This window comes from Streptomyces sp. TAA204 (assembly GCF_000424965.1).
The window spans coordinates 106,958-123,833 of record NZ_AUKW01000021.1; the positions used below are offsets into that span (position 1 = coordinate 106,958).

The following is a 16,876-nucleotide window of genomic DNA, read 5'->3' on the forward strand; positions in this document are numbered from 1 at the left end:
TGCGCCGGGCGTGCGGATGGGCGCGCCCAGCCGTACGCGTACGGGCGCACACACCCGGTCCGGTGCGTGCGCCCGTCGCACTGGCTGCTCCGCCCGCTGATCAGCCCTTCGCGGCCTTGCCGGCCGCCTGCTCCGCGATCGTCTTGAACTCGCCGAGGTCGTAGTTCGTCAGCGCGGCATCGAGATTGGTCAGCGCTCCGAGCCGCTCCACGAAGCCCTCCGGGGTGTACTCGATCTGCAGCGTCACCCGGCTCGTCGTGTCACCGAGGCGGTGGAAGGTGACCACTCCGGCATGGTCGACGCCCTCCGTGGTCTTCCACGCGATGCGCTCCTGCGGGATCAGCTCGGTCACTTCGGCGGTGAAACTCTTGTCCGCACCGGGAAGCGAAAGCCACCACGAGAACGAACGGTTGTCGATGCGGACGACTCTCGCCACGTGGCTGAGGAACTTCGGCCACTCGGTGACATCGCTCCACAGCGCCCAGCTCACCGATACAGGAGCTTCGACGTCGACAGTCTCCACCAGGGAGGAGGACACGCTACGACACCTCTCATCAGGTCGGAATCACGATTCGCTGCTGAGTACCCCTGATGAGCGACTCAAGGCATCGGCCGCGGCGCTGATTTCGGCCGGCGGCCACGCACCTGCGGAGTGCGGCCGTGGCTTTGGCGGTGGCGGTGGCGGTGGCCGTGGCTGTGACGGGCCGGAGCACTTGGCCGGGCCGCGCGGCTACGGCCCCTCGGCCGTGAGGTAGCGCTGAACCACGGGCCCGAGCCAGCCGACGATCTCCTCACGGCTCAACTCGACCGCCGGGGGCAGCTTCAGGACATACCGGCTCAGGGCCATGCCCAGTATCTGCGACGAGAGCAGCGCCGCCCGCGTGGGGACGTGCGCCCCGCCCGGACAGACGTCGGCGACCAGCGGGGCCACCTGATCGCGGAAGACGGCCCGGAGACGCTCGGCTCCCGCCGCGTTGGTCACACCGACGCGCAGCAGCGCCGTCAGTGTCTCGTCACCCTCCCAGCGCTCGACGAAGTGCCGTACGAGCAGCGAGCCAACCTCCTCGCGCGGAACCTCGGTCAACCGCGGCAGCCGCAGGTCGAATTCGCAGGCCGCGGCGAAGAGTCCCTCCTTGTTGCCGTAGTAGCGCATGACCATCGAGGGGTCGATGCCGGCCTCACGTGCTATGGCGCGGATCGTCGCCCGCTCATACCCGTCGGCGGCGAAGCGGTCGCGCGCGGCCAGCAGGATCGCCGCCCGCGTCGCATCGGAGCGCCGCTGCGGGCGGGGCTCCGCCCCGGCGGTGCCGGGTGCGGTGGCCGGGGGAAGCGGGGCGGGGTGCGGGGCCCCGGCGACGACTCCCGCGGCGCCCGCGTCGGCCGCGGCCTTCTCCTCATCCATGCCAACAACTGTAGGCCACCATGTGTTGACAGGCCAGAAGAGCCCGCTCTACCGTTGCCAACGAGCGTTGACCAACAGTCGTTGGCACCAGTAATCGGCACCAGATCGTCGGCACCAGATCGTCGAACAGGGCACCGGATCCCGGGGAGGACGCCATGACGCGCAGCAGCAGCACCGGTACGCACGGCACATCACCCGCCGGTTCCTCCGACGTGCTCGTCGTGGGCGCGGGCCCCACGGGGCTGCTCGTCGCGGGGGATCTCGCCGCGGCGGGGCACGACGTCACCCTCGTCGAGCGGCGTGACGCCACCACCGGCAACCTCTCCCGCGCACTCGTCGTGCACGCCCGCACGCTTGAGCAGCTCGACGCGCGTGGCCTCGCCGACGAACTGGTGGGCACGGGCGGGGCGGTCGACCGGCTCAGGCTCTTCGGCCGCGCCGAGCTGGACCCCACGAGACTCCCCGGTCGCTTCCCCTTCGTGCTGGTCACGGGGCAGTTCGAGGTGGAACGGCTGCTGGAGAGGCGTGCCCGCGAAGCCGGTGTGACCTTCCGTCTCGGCACAGAGGTGACGGGGCTCCGACAGGACGACGACGGCGTCGAGGTGGACGTCACCACGGCGGGGGACGGGGCCGGACGGGGCAGGGGGACGGAAACGGGCACAGGCACGGAGACGGGCACAGGCACGGGGACCGACACGCTGCGCGCCTCGTACCTCGTCGGCGCCGACGGCGTGCACAGCACCGTCCGTGGAGCCCTCCGGCTGCCGTTCCCCGGCAAGTCCGTTCTCCGCTCGATCGTTCTGGCCGACGTCCGCCTGACCGAACCGCCGTCGTCGCCCTTCCTCATCAACGCCACCGGGGATTCATTCGCCCTGATCGGCACCTTCGGGGACGGCTGGTACCGCGTGATGGGCTGGAACCGCAACCGCCAGCTCCCCGACAGCGAACCCGCGGACCTGGAAGAGGTCCGGGACTTCACCCGGCAGGCGCTCGGCTCCGACCACGGCATGCACGACCCACGCTGGATCTCCCGCTTCCACAGCGACGAACGGCAGGTCCCGCACTACCGGGTCGGCCGGGTCTTCCTCGCCGGCGACGCCGCGCACGTCCACTCCCCCGCCGGGGGCATGGGCATGAACACCGGCATGCAGGACGCCGCCAACCTCAGCTGGAAGCTCAGTGCGGTGCTACGCGGCCACGCACCGTCCACGCTGCTGGAGAGCTACCACGAGGAGCGCCACCCGGTGGGCACGATGGTGCTGCGCGCCAGCGGAGGCATCATCCGGCTCGCGCTCGCCCGCTCCGCCGCGGCCCGCGCGTTCCGCTCCGCGGGCGCCGAACTCCTCAACCGGGTCCGCCCGTTGTCCGACCGCGCGATCCGGACCGTATCGGGAATCGGTATCTCCTACCCCGCCCCGCGCGGCTCCCACCGGCTCGCCGGCACCCGCGCACCGGACCTGGCGCTCACTTCCGGACGTCTCCACGAAGCCTTGCGCCAGGGCGACTTCGTCCTGGTGACCCCCGCGGACAGCCCTCCTCCGGCCGCCGGCCGCGCCGTCCACGCGCACGAGAAGGGGACCGGCACACGCACCCTGCTGATACGTCCCGACGGCTACATCGCCTGGGCCAGTGACCGGCCCGACCCCGAGGGTCTGGACCGCGCACTCAGCCGGTGGACCGGCGCACCTGCGGCCCGTACGGCGTAGCCTGCGGCCATGCTCGTCACACGCTCCCTGGCCCTGTTCGCTCTCGCGGCGCTCATGGAGATCGGCGGTGCCTGGCTCGTCTGGCAAGGAGTGCGGGAACACCGGGGCTGGATCTGGATCGGCGCGGGCGTCGTCGCGCTGGGGATCTACGGCTTCGTCGCCACTCTCCAGCCCGACGCCAACTTCGGCCGGGTCCTGGCCGCGTACGGGGGCGTCTTCGTCGCCGGGTCGCTGGCCTGGGGCATGGTCATGGACGGCTTCCGGCCCGACCGGTGGGATGTGACGGGAGCCCTGGTGTGCCTCGCCGGAGTCGCGGTGATCATGTATGGCCCGCGCGGGGGCTGAGTCACGGCGACACGACGTAGCCTCTGTCCCATGACAACCCGAACTGCCGTCATCAGCGGCGCCAGCAGTGGCATCGGCGCCGCCACCGCACGCCAACTGGCCGCAGCCGGTTACCGGGTGGTCCTCACCGCCCGGCGCCGGGACCGTATCGACGCCCTGGCGGAAGAACTGACCGCCGCCGGGCACGAGGCCGTCGCCCAGGGGCTCGACGTCACCGACCGGGCGGCGGTGGACGCCCTCGCCGCCGGACTCGACCGCTGCGACGTCCTGATCAACAACGCGGGCGGCGCGCTGGGCACCGACCCGGTCGCCACCAGCGATCCCGCCGACTGGCGGCGGATGTACGAGGTCAACGTCCTCGGCGTGCTGCACCTGACACAGGCCCTGCTGCCCGCCCTGGCCGAATCGCCCTCCGGCGAGGGCACGGTACTGGTCGTCTCCTCCACCGCCGGCCACGCCACCTACGAGGGCGGCGGTGGCTACGTCGCCGCCAAGCACGGCGCCCACGTACTGGCGGAGACGCTGCGCCTGGAGCTGTGCGGCGAGCCGGTGCGCGTCATCGAGATCGCGCCCGGCATGGTCAAGACCGACGAGTTCGCCCTCACACGCTTCCGCGGGGACGCGGAGAGGGCCGCCAAGGTGTACGAGGGGGTGGCCGAGCCGCTGACCGCCGAGGACGTGGCGGACACGATCGCATGGACCGTCACGCGCCCGCCCCACGTCAACATCGACCTGCTGGTCGTACGGCCGCGGGCGCAGGCGTCCAACTCCAAGGTCCACCGCGAACGCTGACGCCCGCGAACGCCGACGCCCGCGGCCGCAGAGGCGCCCGCGGCGCACGCCCCGTCCCCCGCCGGCAGGTTCACGGGGCGTGCGCCTCCCGGGCGCGGGCCCGGCGCGGGGACCTCGGCTGCGGGGGCCTCGAGTGCGATGACCTCGGCTGCGGGGACCTCTCGAAGATCCTTCCCCCGCGGCGTCCCCTCCAGGATGCCGCCGCGGCGCGGCCGTTCCGGCTCAGCCCTTCACGCAGACGACCTGCTTCAGCTTCGCCACGACCTCCACGAGGTCGCGCTGCCGGTCCATCACCTTCTCGATCGGCTTGTAGGCACCGGGGATCTCGTCCACGACCCCCTGGTCCTTGCGGCATTCCACGCCCCGCGTCTGCTCCTCCAGGTCCCGCGCGGAGAAGCGCTTCCGGGCGGCGTTCCGGCTCATCCTCCTGCCCGCGCCGTGCGACGCGGACTGGAAGGACGCGGCGTTGCCGAGCCCCCGCACGATGTACGAGCCGGTGCCCATCGAGCCGGGAATGATGCCGTACTCGCCCTCGCCGGCCCGGATGGCGCCCTTGCGGGTCACCAGCAGGTCCGTGCCGTCGTAGCGCTCCTCCGCGACGTAGTTGTGGTGGCAGGAGATGACCGGCTCGAAGGTGGGTCTCGCCTTCTTGAACTCCCTGCGCACGACGTCCGTCAGCAGCGCCATCATCACTGCGCGGTTGTGCCTGGCGTACTCCTGCGCCCAGAACAGGTCGTGCCGGTACGCCGCCATCTGCGGTGTGTCCGCGATGAAGACGGCGAGGTCGCGGTCGACCAGGCCCTGGTTGTGGGGGAGGCCCCGGGCCACTCCGATGTGGAAGTCGGCCAGCTCCTTGCCGATGTTGCGCGACCCGGAGTGGAGCATCAGCCACACCGACCCCTCCGTGTCGAGGCAGCATTCGAGGAAGTGGTTGCCCGCTCCCAGCGTCCCCATCTGCCTCGTGGCGCGCTCCTGCCGGAACTTGACCGCTTCGGCCACGCCGCCGAAGCGCTTCCAGAAGTCGGCCAGCCCGCCCGTCGGGCAACCGTGCAGCCGCGCGGGGTCCACCGGTTCGTCGTGCATCCCGCGCCCCACAGGGACGGCCTGCTCGATCTTCGAGCGGAGCCGGGAGAGGTCGCCGGGCAGATCGTTCGCGGTGAGAGAGGTCTTCACCGCCGACATGCCGCAGCCGATGTCGACACCGACAGCGGCCGGGCACACGGCACCGGACATCGCGATGACGGAGCCGACCGTGGCGCCCTTGCCGTAGTGCACGTCCGGCATGACCGCCAGCCCCTTGATCCAGGGGAGAGTGGAGACGTTGCGCAGCTGCTCCATGGCGACGTCTTCGACGGCGGCCGGATCGGCCCACATCCGGATGGGCACCCGGGCCCCCGCGACTTCGGTGTAGGACATCTCACTCAACTCCCCCGTGGGCAAAGTCCGGATAGCACGCCAAACTCATAAAAGGGAAAAAGCAGACTTTGCGCAACATAAACATCGGCGGACCGGACGGCCCCGTCGTGCGTGCGGTAGACATTGTCCTCTGGAGCCCCGTCACGGCGGCAACACGTTTTCACCGGACAGCAGCAGGACCGAGCGTGGAGGCAGGACAGTGCAACGGAGGGCAAGGACGTACGTCACCGGCGTCGCGCTGGTCGTCATGCTCTCCACAGGGCTCACCGCCTGCACATCCTCACCCGAGGACAGCGGTGAGGACACGAAGGGGGGCGAGAACACCGCCAGCGCGCCCCCGCCACCGCCCGGCAAGTACCAGACGCTCCCGGAGCCCTGCGGATCGGTGGACGTCGGCACCCTCAAGAAGCTGCTCCCCGGCGCCGAAGCCGCGCAGGACGCCTCCGGCAGCACCTCCGGCAAGGGCTCGGACGGCGGCGAGGACGCCTCCGCGTACGAGGGCAAGGCCGTCGTCACATACGACACGGACCGGAGGGCAGGCTGCCGCTGGAAGAGCGCCAACAGCCTCGCCACCCGCCACCTCACCGTCGACTTCGAACGCGTGGTCTCCTACGACCCTTCCGTGAGTGACGACGAGCAGGCCCAGCTCCTGTGGGACGAGCGTGCGGGCCAGGCGGAGATCCCGACGGCGAGCGACGCCCCCGACGACGACGACGACGGCGACAGCGCCGACGGCGCCGGTTCCGGGGACGGGGACGGTTCCGGAGACGGCAGTGCGGCGGAGGAGAACGGAAGCGGCGAAGCCGGCAGCGGCGAGGACGACGGCAATGGCGGCGACAGCCCGGACGGCAGTGAGAAATCCGACACCGGCTCGCCCGGCCCCGATGAGTCCGAGGACGGCTCCTCCCCGTCCCAGGAGGGGGACCTGTCCCCCCGTATGCTCGACGACATCGCCGACAACGCCTACATCGACGACGAACTGGACACAGGTGACTCCGGCGTCCACCGCGACATCACGCTCGTCTTCAGAAGCGCGAACGTGATCGCCACGGTCAAGTACGACCAGTGGCTCACCGACAAGCAACGCACTCCGGACAGCGCCGAGTTGCAGGAGAAGGCCCGTACCGTGGCCCAGGAGCTCGCGGCGGGCTTCTCCGACGACTGACGCGGACCGACCGGTGGCCGGAGACGCCGGACCCGACTGGAAGCGAAGGAATCATGCCCCGTAACGCCCAGCGAATCTCTCAGCGAAGCGCACCGCGTCTCGCGCGGACGCTCGCCTGCGCGGCAGTAGCAATTCCCGCACTGCTGGTCGCAGGCTGCTCCTCCGACTCCGGGGGCGACAGCGGCGAAGCGGCATCCTCGGAGAAGGGTGACAGCACGCCGAGCGCGGCCCCGGTGAAGTTCAAGGAACTCCCGGACGCCTGCAAGACGCTGTCCAAGGACACCGTGAAGGAACTGACGCCGGAGACGGACAACGCGTCCGGCAAGCGCATCGGCACGGGCAACACACAGGACTCGGGCAGCTGTCTGTGGAGCGGTCTCGACAAGTTCGACTACCGGCAGCTGACCGTGTCGTTGAAGCGCTTCGAATCCGACGCCTCGCGCGGCTCGGGTGACAAGCTCGCCACCGCCTTCACGGAGCAGCAGGCCGACGCCCTCAAGTCGGACAAGGACAACAAGGACCTCAAGACAGCGCCCGTCAAGGGCATCGGCGACCAGGCCACGGCCATCAGCTACCAGGCCGAGAAGAAGGACGGCGACACCTCCGAGACGTTCAACGAGGAGCGTGTCGTGGCCCGCAGCGCCAACGTCGTCGTCACCGTGGACTACGCGGGAGCCGGCTTCGAGGACGGCAAGACCCCCAAGTCCGAGGATCTGAAGAAGAACGCCGAGAAAGCGGCCAAGGAAGCGGTCGCGGCACTGAAGTGAGGCCCGTCCCCGCCGCGGACCGCGCGGCGGGGGCTTGACGCGTGTGCCAGTCTGGTGCGCCGCGCCGGTTTCCGAGGGTGGGGGACAACTCCAGTGCAGGCCGTACAACTGACTCGTACACACCGCATACTTGTCGCGGTGGTCGTCATCGGTGCCGTGACGATCGCCGCGATCGGTTTCGCCGGTTCGTTCGCCGCCGTGCGCGACCTGGCGGAGAAGAAGGGCTTCGGCGCGTTCGCGCCGTTCTTCCCCATCGGCATCGACGCGGGCATCGTCGTGCTGCTGGCGCTGGATCTGCTGCTGACCTGGATCCGCATACCCTTCCCGCTGCTGCGGCAGACGGCGTGGCTGCTGACGGCCGCGACGATCGCCTTCAACGGCGCGGCCGCCTGGCCGGACGCGCTGGGCGTGGGGATGCACGCCGTGATCCCCGTCCTCTTCGTCGTCTCGGTCGAGGCGGCGCGGCACGCGATCGGGCGGATCGCGGACATCACCGCCGACAAGCACATGGAGGGCGTACGCCTCTCACGGTGGCTGCTGGCCTTCCCCTCCACGTTCAGGCTGTGGCGGCGGATGAAGCTGTGGGAGCTGCGCTCCTACGACGAGGTCATCCGCATGGAGCAGGACCGGCTCGTCTACGAGGCGCGGCTGCAGGCCCGTTACGGGCGCGGCTGGCGGCGCAAGGCTCCCGTGGAGTCGATGATGCCGCTCAAGCTCGCCCGCTACGGCGTCCCGCTCGCCGAGACCGCTCCGCAGGGACTGGCGGCGGCCGGCATCGACGCCCCCGCCACCACGGCGGGTTCGGCGAGAGCCGGCGCGAGCGCCGAGGCGAGGGCGCTGCGGGACCGGCCACCGGCGCTCACCTCGGGGGCGCAGACGGGGGCAGAGACAGGAGCGCAGACAGGGGCGCAGACACAGCAGGCGCCTCGGCCCGCACAGCCTCACCAGGAACCGTGGACGCACCAGCAGGCGGCGGGCGTCGAGGCGTACGAGCACGGGTTCGCCTCCGAGGCCCACGCACCGGCACCGGCACCGGCACCGGCACCGCCGCCCGTCCCCGAACCCGCCCCGCAGCGGGCTCAGGGCGGGACGCAGGAGGAGATGCGGGCCGGGGCGCAGACGGAGGGACGGCCCGGGACGCAGGCAGAGCCACAGCCGCCCGTACCGGGGTCCGGCGGTGTTCCGGCGGCTTCCGCTCCCCCGTCCGAGTACGCCTACGCCGCCGAGACACAGCCCTCCGGCCCCCAGGTCACCGTCCCCGTCGGTCCCGGACGGCGCCGCGCCCTGGGCAACTCCAACGCGCCCGTCAACGGCGGCCCCGCCTATCTGCCGCCCCAACGGGGGCAGGAGCAGGAGCTGTTCGTGGAGCCGACGCTGGCCGGGGGCGGGCAGGCAGCGGGCCGTCAGGGGGAGTACGCGCAGGAGTTCATCCCCGATCCGGACCCGCCCGCGCCCGCTCTGTCCGTCGACGCCGAGCCGGTGGGCGTCCCCGACGGCGTGCCCCGTGAGGAGTTCTACTTCCAGGCGTACCGCGAGTTCGTCGCCGCCCACGCCGGTTTCCCCAACGCGCGGCAGCTCTCCCGGACGCTGCACGAGCGGCACGGCGTGACCAACGCCGACGGCACCCTCCTCAGCGAGGGGTATCTCCGCTCGTACATGCGGGAATTCAGGGAGCGCTACAACACCGAGATGGGGCTCGCGGGCTGAGCCCGCCGCAGGCCCGGCCCTGACGGATCACGCCGCCGCGGGCCTCCCGCTTGATCCGTCACGCCGTACGCCGTCTCCCCGTCTCTCCCTCGGGCCGCCTCTCCCTCGGGCCGTCTCCCCGTCGGGCCGTTGGCCGTCACGCACCGAGCAGCTTGCGCACCCTGTCCGTCCCGACGGCGAGCAGCAGCGTGGGCAGCCGCGGACCGGTCTCGCTGCCGACGAGCAGCCGGTACAGCAGCGCGAAGAACGCCCGCTGCGCCGCCTTCAGTTCGGGCGTCGGCTTGGCGTCCGCGGACATCCCCGCCTGCACCTTCGGCACCCCGTAGACGAGCTGCGTCAGCCCTTCCAGCGACCAGTGCTCGTCCAGTCCCTCCAGCAGCAGCCGCAGCGACTCGCGCTGCCGCTCGTCCAGCGACTCCAGCAGCGCCGTGTCGGGCTCGTCCCGTACGCGCGTGCGCTGCTCCGCCGGAACCTGCGTGCTGATCCAGCGCTGTGCCCGGTCCAGCCGTGGCCGTGCCTCCTCCAGGGACCGCACCGGACGCTCCGGGTCCAGTTCGCTGAGGATGCGCAGTGTCTGCTCGTCGTTGCCGGCGGTGACGTCCACCACGGACGCCAGCGTGCGGTACGGCAGGGGACGCGGCGTCGAAGGCAGCGGCCCCGCGGCGGTCGTCGACGCACGCAGGTGGGCGGCGATGTCAGCGGGCTGCGCGTCGCCCGCGGCGAGCTTGCGCTCCAGCGCGTCCCACTCGTCGTACATGCGCTGGATCTCCTGGTCGAAGGCGACCTTGAAGGACTGGTTGGGCCTGCGGCGCGCGTAGAGCCAGCGCAGCAGCGGCGCCTCCATGATCTCCAGCGCGTCGGCGGGCGTGGGGACGCCGCCCTTGGAGGAGGACATCTTGGCCATGCCGCTGATGCCGACGAAGGCGTACATCGGTCCGATGGGCTGCTCGGCGCCGAAGATCTCCTTCACCAGGCGGCCGCCGACGACGAAGGACGAACCGGGCGACTGGTGGTCGACGCCGCTGGGCTCGAAGACCACACCCTCGTAGGCCCACCGCATCGGCCAGTCGACCTTCCACACGAGCTTGCCGTGGTCGAACTCGCTCAGCAGCACCGTCTCGCCGTGCCCGCAGGCGCAGGTGTAGGTCAGCTCGGTCGTCGCGTCGTCGTATGCGGTGACGGTGGTCGCGTCGCGTCCGCACACGGTGCAGTAGGGCTTGTACGGGAAGTACGCGCCGCCGCCCGCGCCCGAGCCGTCGTCCTCGGCGGCGGCGCCGGAGCCCTCTGCCGCCTCGATCTCGGCCGCGTCGGGCTCCGCCGGCTTCTGCTGCTTCTTCCGGTTCTGCTGGGTCTGCTGGGCCTGCTGGTTCTGGCTCTTCCCGCCGCCGGCCGCCGCCTTGTCGAGCGTGCGGTAGCGGTCCAGCACCGCGTCGATGCGCTCGCGTTCACGCATGGCGAAGAGGATCTGCTCGCGGTAGGCGCCGGAGGTGTACTGCACGGTCTGGCTGATGCCGCGGTACTCCACCCCGAGCTGGGCCAGCGAGTCCTCCATGGCCGCCCTGAAATGCGCCGCCCAGCTCTCGTGTGCGCTGCCGCGCGGCGCGGGCACGGACGTCAGCGGCTTGCCGATGTGCGCGTCCCAGGACTCGTCCACGCCCTCGACCCCGGCGGGCACCTTGCGGAACCGGTCGTAGTCGTCCCAGGAGATGATGTGCTCGCACCCGACCCCGCGGCGCCTGATCTCGTCGGCGACCAGATGCGGGACCATCACCTCGCGCAGGTTGCCCAGGTGGATCGGGCCCGAGGGGGAGAGTCCGGAGGCGCAGACCACCACTTTCCCGGGCGCGCGACGCTCCGCTTCGGCGATGACGTCATCGGCGATACGGGAGACCCAGTCGGTCTCGGTGGTGGTCCGATCCACGTCCGGCACTTCCTTCTCTCTGCTGTCTCTGTGCTGTCTCTCTGCTGCTGCCTGCCTGCGGGCCCATTCTCCCACTGCGCGGAGCACGGTTCACACGGGATACTCAGGCGCGGGGCGGGCCGTCCACATGGGATACTCGGCCGCTGAACCATCCAGCAACGACCACGGAACGGCTCGCATCCATGGCCTCGGTCCCCTCGCTCGCCGCACTGCTCCACCAGCACCTCGCGGAGGCCCTCTCGGCAGCCCTGCCGGACGAAGGCGCGGGAGGAGAGACGTCCCTTCGCCCGTCGGGCGGAGAGGACCCCGCGTCCGGCCCCGCCGCCTCCCCGGACCCGATGCTGCGCAGAAGCGACCGTGCGGACTTCCAGGCCAACGGAATCCTCGCCCTCGCCAAGCGGCTCAGGACCAACCCGCGTGAGCTGGCGGGCCGGGCCGTCGAGTGTCTCCCGCCCAACGAGGAGATCGCGGCCGTAGAGGTCTCCGGGCCCGGCTTCCTCAACATCACCGTCTCGGACGCCGCCGTCCTGCGCACCCTCGCCGCCCGCGCCGACGACGACCGGCTCGGCGTTCCCCGCGCGGACCGGCCCGGCACCACGGTGATCGACTACTCGCAGCCGAACGTCGCCAAGGAGATGCACGTCGGGCATCTGCGCTCCACGGTCATCGGCGACGCGGTCACCCAGATCCTGGAACACCGGGGCGAGACAGTGATCCGGCGCCACCACATCGGCGACTGGGGCACCCAGTTCGGCATGCTCACCCAGTATCTGATCGAGCACCCGCACGAGCTGGACCACGAGTCGGACACCGCGGACGCGAAGGACGAGGGCGAGGCCGCCATGGCCCGTCTCAACCGGCTCTACAAGGACTCCCGCGCGCTCTTCGACTCGGACGAGGAGTTCAAGGGCCGCGCCCGCGACCGCGTGGTGGCACTCCAGGCGGGCGACGAGGAGACCCTCGCCCTCTGGCACAAGATCGTGGACGAGTCGAAGACCTACTTCCAGGGCGTCTACGAGCAGCTCGACGTCGAGATCCACGACCGGGACATCCTCGGCGAGAGCGCGTACAACGACGATCTCCAGCAGGTCGTGGAGGAGTTGGAGTCCTCGGGCGTCGCGGTCCGGTCCGAGGGCGCCCTCTGCGTCTTCTTCGACGACGTCAAGGGCCCCGACGGCACCCCGACGCCACTGATCGTCCAGAAGTCCAACGGCGGCTTCGGCTATGCCGCCACCGACCTCGCGGCGATCCGCGACCGTGTCGGCACGCTGAAGGCCGACACGCTGCTGTACGTGGTGGACGCCCGCCAGGCACTGCACTTCCGGATGGTCTTCGGGACGGCGCAGCGTGCCGGCTGGCTGCCCGAAGGCGCCGCCCGGCAGCTCGCGTTCGGCACGGTCCTCGGCAAGGACGGCAAGCCGTTCAAGACCCGTGAGGGCGAGACGGTGCGGCTGGTGGACCTGCTGGACGAAGCCACGCAGCGCGCCGCCGTCGTCGTGCGGGAGAAGGCGCGGGACCTCACGGAGGAGGAGATCCAGGAGCGCGCGGCGCAGGTGGGCATCGGTGCGGTCAAGTACGCCGACCTGTCCAACTCCATGACGCGTGACTACGTCTTCGACCTCGACCGGATGGTCTCCCTGCAGGGCGACACCAGCGTCTACCTCCAGTACGCCCACGCGCGGATCAGGTCCATCTTCCGCCGGGCCGGGGATCTCGTCCCGCAGGTGCACCCGACGCTGGAGCTGGCGCCGGCGGAGCGTGCACTCGCCCTGCACCTGGACGAGTTCGGCGACACCCTCGCCTCGGCGGCCGAGAGCTACGAGCCGCACAAGCTGGCGGCGTACCTCTACGAACTGGCCACGCTCTTCAGCCCGTTCTACGAGAACTGCCCCGTGCTGAAGGCCGAGTCCACCCAGCTGGCCGAGAACCGGCTGTTCCTGTGCGACCTGACGGCCCGCACGCTCCGCCAGGGCATGTCCCTGCTGGGCATCCGCACGCCCGAGCGGCTCTGAGCTCTCACTCGCCCCGGCCTCGGGGATGCATGTCCCCCGCGCCCTGCCGGCCCCTCGCGCGAAAGCGCCGAGTGTTACGGCGTCGTGCGGGTCCGGTGCCGGGTGGGCCGGGTGGCGTGTGGGCCGGGTGGCGTGTGGGCCGGGTGGCGTGTGGGCCGGGTGGCGTGTGGCCCGGTGGCGTGACGCTCCGTCATCGTCCGCCCCGCACAAGGGTAATGAGCACGCGCGGCCGTCTCCGTGCAAGTACCATCCACCGCCGGGAGCACCCGGAATTCCGCCAGCCTCAGGAGGAGACGTATGAGCCCGGAACCGAGCAGACGCACCGCACTGTACGGTCTGGCCGCGGCAGCCGCCGTCGTCGGATTCGACCCGGCCGCACACGCCTGGGCCACCGAGCGGCCGGTGTCGCCGGGTTCCGGCTTCGAGGACGTGCCGCCGCTGGACGGGACGCTGCTCACCGACGGCGCCTCGCGCGACGCCGCCGCGGAGGACTTCGGGCACATCGTTCACCGCCGTCCCGCCGCCGTGCTGCGCCCCGGTTCCGTGGACGACATCGTGAAGATGATGCGCTTCTGCCGCAGGCACGGGATTCCCGTCGCTCCCCGCGGCGAGGCCCACACCACCTTCGGGCAGGCGCAGGTCGAGGGCGGGCTGGTGATCAGGACGAGCCCGCTGAACCGTATCGGCAAGGTCACCGGCGGGACGGTGAAGGTGGGCGCGGGCGCCCGCTGGAGCGAGGTCACCAAGGCCACCCTGCGGCACGGTCTGACACCGCCGGTCTTCACCGACTACCTGGAGCTCTCCGTCGGCGGCACCCTCTCCTTCGGCGGCCTCGGCGGTCAGACCCAGGAGCACGGTGCGCAGACCGACAATGTCACCGAGCTCGAAGTGGTCACCGGTGCGGGCGAGTTGACGCGCTGCTCGGCGACGCGGAACGCCGGGCTGTTCGACGCCGTACGGGCGGGCCTGGGCCAGTGCGCCGTCATCGTCAGCGCCACCGTCCGCCTCGTGAAGGCCCCCGCAACGGTGCGTCACTTCCAACTGCCCTACGCCGACCTGTCGGTGTTCATGGAGGACCAGCGGCGCCTGATCGAGGAGCGGCGCTTCGACTACGTCGAGGGCCTCGTCTTCCCCGACGAGACGGGCGAGTTCCGCGTCCACATGCTGGAGGCCGTCGCGTACGGGCCGCCCGCCGGGCCCGAGCCCGACGACGAACAGCTGCTGGACGGCCTGCGCTTCGCCCCCGAGGGCATGGTGGCCGAAACCATCGACTACTACACCTTCCTGGACCGGCTCGCACCTTCCGTCGCCGAGCAGAAGGAGACCGGCGTCTGGGACGACCCGCACCCCTGGCTCAATCTGCTGCTGCCCTCGTCCGGGGCCGAGTCGCTGGTCTCGGGCATCCTGGACGGTCTGCGGCCCGAGGACCTCGGTTCGTCCGGTGTGGTGCTGCTCTATCCCCTGAACCGGGAGAAGCTGCGTACGCCGCTGCTGCGCATGCCGCACGACCCGGTGCCGTATCTGCTGGCCGTGCTGCGCACCGGCCCGCCGGACGACCAGGCCACCGTGGACAGGCTGCTCGCCGCGAACCGGACGGCCTACGAGCAGGTGCGCGACGCCGGCGGCAAGCAGTACCCGGTGGGGTCGGTCCCCTTCGAACGCCCCGACTGGCGCGACCACTTCGGCCCCGCATGGGCGGCTCTGTCCGCGGCCCGGCACCGCTACGACCCGTCGGGCATCCTCACCCCGGGCCCCGGCGTCTTCTGATGGGCGCACCGCCTCCCCCCACCCCCGGGGCGGGTTGTGCCGGGGATGTGCACCGGGCAGGCAGGGGGCGGCCGTGAGCGGGCCGGAAGTGGTGCGCGATCCTCGGGACCTGCTGGCGCGTGCCACGCGGCTCGCCGACGCCGGCGGCCGTCGCATCCTCGGGATCGCGGGGCCGCCGGGCGTGGGCAAGTCCACCCTGGCGGCCTTCCTGGTCGACTCCCTCGGCCCCGGGAGGGCCGTGCAGGTCCCGATGGACGGTTTCCACCTCGCGGACGCCGAACTGCGCCGGCTGGGCTGCCTCGACCGCAAGGGCGCCCCGCACACCTTCGACCCGTACGGCTACGCGGCGCTGCTGCGGCGGCTGCGCACGCCGCACGAGGACGAGACGGTCTACGCGCCGGGCTTCGACCGGGAGTTGGAGCAGCCGGTGGCCGGTTCGCTGCCCGTACCGCCACAGGTACCGCTCGTCGTCACGGAGGGCAACTACCTGCTGCTGGACGACCCCGCGTGGCGGCCCGTACGGCCGCTGCTGGACGCGTGCTGGTGGGTGGGCCTGGACGACGGCATACGGCTGGGGCGGCTGGTCGAGCGGCATGTGCGGTACGGCAAGACGACCGCTGAGGCCGAGAGTTGGGTGCGGCGTTCGGACGAGGCCAACGCCCGCCTCGTCGCCGCGGGCCGCGAGAGCGCCGACATCGTCGTCGAACTCCCCGACTGAGCCTCATGGATGCCTTCCCCGTCCCGGCGGCGGACCGCGTGCGGTTCGCCACCGGGACGGACCGCACCTGAGCGCGCTCAGAAGCTTCAATGTGCAAGCACCCCTCTGATAGCTTCAACTGGACTGCACCGACGCCCCGTTGACGGACGGCCGAGGTCGTGGACGCTCCGGACGGTGCTGCGCACCATCCCGGGCGCCGGGCCCGGAGAGCTGGAAGGGGACCTCCCGCGAGGTCACTTCCGGGAACACGACGCGGGCACGGAGCGTGACCACCCCGCACCCGTCCAGGCAGCGGCAGAAGAGGAAGCACCACGATGAGCGGTTCCGGCGCACAGCCCACCCCGATCGACACCAGCAGGGCCCATTCCGCCCGGATGTACGACTACTACCTCGGCGGCAAGGACTGGTATCCGGTCGATCAGGAGGCGGCCGAGAAGGTCAAGGAGGTCTTCCCCTTCATCGTGACCGGCGCCCGGGCCAACCGGGACTTCATGCACCGCGCCACACGCACCCTCGCCTCCGAGTACGGCATCCGGCAGTTCATCGACGTCGGCACCGGAATCCCCACCGAGCCCAACCTGCACCAGGTCGCCCAGGAGACCACCCCGGACGCCCGTGTCGTCTACGCCGACAACGACCCGACGGTGCTCGAGTACACGGACGCGCTGACGCTCAGCACTCCGCAGGGCCGCACCGCCTACGTACACGCCGACCTGCGCCACGACTCCATCCTCGACGACCCGGGGCTGCTCGCCACCGTCGACCTGGACGAGCCCGTGGCGCTGTCCATGCTCGCGGTGACGCACTTCCTGCCGGACGAGTACGGGCCCCTGGAGATCGTGCGGGCGATGGTCGACCGGCTCGCCTCCGGCAGCTTCCTGGTGCTCTCGCACGCCACCCCCGACTTCAACCCGGCCGCCCAGAAGGCCGTCGAGGTCTACCGCCAGAGCGGCACGCCCGCCCAGATACGCACCAGGGCGGAGATCGAGCGCTTCTTCGAGGGCCTGGAGATGATCGAGCCCGGTCTGACCACCACGCACCGCTGGCGCCCCGAGGGGGAGTCCGGCATCACCGACGAGGACGCCTTCTTCTACGCGGGCATCGGCAGAAAGCCCTGAGCCGCGTTCCCGTTCTTCCGCTCCCGTGCGAAACGGCCCC

14 protein-coding genes are annotated in these 16,876 nt (G+C 71.2%); 10 read left to right on the plus strand and 4 right to left on the minus strand.

Annotation, left to right across the window (positions count from 1 at the left end):
* Positions 1-100 precede the first annotated feature (100 nt).
* Both H343_RS0122135 and H343_RS0122140 read right to left on the minus strand, forming a co-directional pair.
* Positions 101-538 carry an SRPBCC family protein gene (locus H343_RS0122135; protein WP_028432927.1) on the minus strand — a complete coding sequence of 146 codons (438 nt, stop codon included), beginning with the start codon at positions 536-538 and terminating at the stop codon, positions 101-103.
* Positions 539-730: 192 nt separating this feature from the next.
* The gene (locus H343_RS0122140) at positions 731-1,402 is read right to left on the minus strand and encodes a TetR/AcrR family transcriptional regulator (protein ID WP_028432928.1); all 672 of its coding nucleotides are present in this window, start codon (positions 1,400-1,402) and stop codon (positions 731-733) included.
* A gap of 155 nt (positions 1,403-1,557) precedes the next feature.
* Here H343_RS0122140 and H343_RS32160 point away from each other — a divergent pair, with 155 nt between their 5' ends.
* Genes H343_RS32160 through H343_RS0122155 form a run of 3 tightly spaced genes read left to right on the plus strand, consistent with a single transcriptional unit; the run spans position 1,558 to position 4,245 of the window.
* On the plus strand, positions 1,558-3,108 hold the full coding sequence (locus H343_RS32160; protein WP_037904664.1) for an FAD-dependent oxidoreductase: 1,551 nt from the start codon (positions 1,558-1,560) through the stop codon (positions 3,106-3,108).
* 9 nt (positions 3,109-3,117) lie between these two features.
* Positions 3,118-3,453, plus strand: coding sequence for a YnfA family protein (locus H343_RS0122150; protein ID WP_028432929.1), 336 nt, complete (start codon positions 3,118-3,120; stop codon positions 3,451-3,453).
* A gap of 30 nt (positions 3,454-3,483) precedes the next feature.
* Positions 3,484-4,245, plus strand: a complete 762-nt coding sequence (locus H343_RS0122155; protein WP_028432930.1) for an SDR family NAD(P)-dependent oxidoreductase — start codon at positions 3,484-3,486, stop codon at positions 4,243-4,245.
* 222 nt (positions 4,246-4,467) lie between these two features.
* Here H343_RS0122155 and H343_RS0122160 read toward each other — a convergent pair whose 3' ends face one another.
* A complete protein-coding gene (locus tag H343_RS0122160) occupies positions 4,468-5,661 on the minus strand; it encodes an RtcB family protein (RefSeq protein WP_028432931.1) in 1,194 nt (397 codons plus the stop codon).
* A gap of 199 nt (positions 5,662-5,860) precedes the next feature.
* Between H343_RS0122160 and H343_RS0122165 the strand changes: the two genes are divergently transcribed.
* From H343_RS0122165 to H343_RS0122175, 3 genes are all read left to right on the plus strand, one after another.
* Positions 5,861-6,826, plus strand: a complete 966-nt coding sequence (locus tag H343_RS0122165; RefSeq protein WP_028432932.1) for a hypothetical protein — start codon at positions 5,861-5,863, stop codon at positions 6,824-6,826.
* Between the two features lie 53 nt (positions 6,827-6,879).
* On the plus strand, positions 6,880-7,593 hold the full coding sequence (locus tag H343_RS0122170) for a DUF3558 domain-containing protein (protein WP_028432933.1): 714 nt from the start codon (positions 6,880-6,882) through the stop codon (positions 7,591-7,593).
* Between the two features lie 108 nt (positions 7,594-7,701).
* A complete protein-coding gene (locus tag H343_RS0122175) occupies positions 7,702-9,300 on the plus strand; it encodes a DUF2637 domain-containing protein (protein ID WP_028432934.1) in 1,599 nt (532 codons plus the stop codon).
* A 136-nt stretch (positions 9,301-9,436) separates the two neighbouring features.
* On the opposite strand, the gene lysS is transcribed toward H343_RS0122175, so the two are convergent.
* Positions 9,437-11,221, minus strand: a complete 1,785-nt coding sequence (gene lysS, locus H343_RS0122180) for a lysine--tRNA ligase (protein ID WP_028432935.1) — start codon at positions 11,219-11,221, stop codon at positions 9,437-9,439.
* 182 nt (positions 11,222-11,403) lie between these two features.
* On the opposite strand from lysS, the gene argS reads away from it, so the two are divergent.
* The 4 genes from argS to H343_RS0122200 all read left to right on the plus strand — a co-directional run bounded on the left by argS (position 11,404) and on the right by H343_RS0122200 (position 16,836).
* A complete protein-coding gene (gene argS, locus H343_RS0122185; RefSeq protein ID WP_028432936.1) occupies positions 11,404-13,233 on the plus strand; it encodes an arginine--tRNA ligase in 1,830 nt (609 codons plus the stop codon).
* A gap of 297 nt (positions 13,234-13,530) precedes the next feature.
* Positions 13,531-15,000 (plus strand): FAD-binding protein, encoded by a 1,470-nt coding sequence (locus H343_RS0122190; RefSeq protein WP_028432937.1) that lies wholly within the window; start codon positions 13,531-13,533, stop codon positions 14,998-15,000.
* 73 nt (positions 15,001-15,073) lie between these two features.
* Positions 15,074-15,718 (plus strand): nucleoside/nucleotide kinase family protein, encoded by a 645-nt coding sequence (locus H343_RS0122195; RefSeq protein WP_486587006.1) that lies wholly within the window; start codon positions 15,074-15,076, stop codon positions 15,716-15,718.
* 314 nt (positions 15,719-16,032) lie between these two features.
* Positions 16,033-16,836, plus strand: a complete 804-nt coding sequence (locus tag H343_RS0122200; protein ID WP_028432939.1) for an SAM-dependent methyltransferase — start codon at positions 16,033-16,035, stop codon at positions 16,834-16,836.
* Positions 16,837-16,876: the final 40 nt, after the last annotated feature.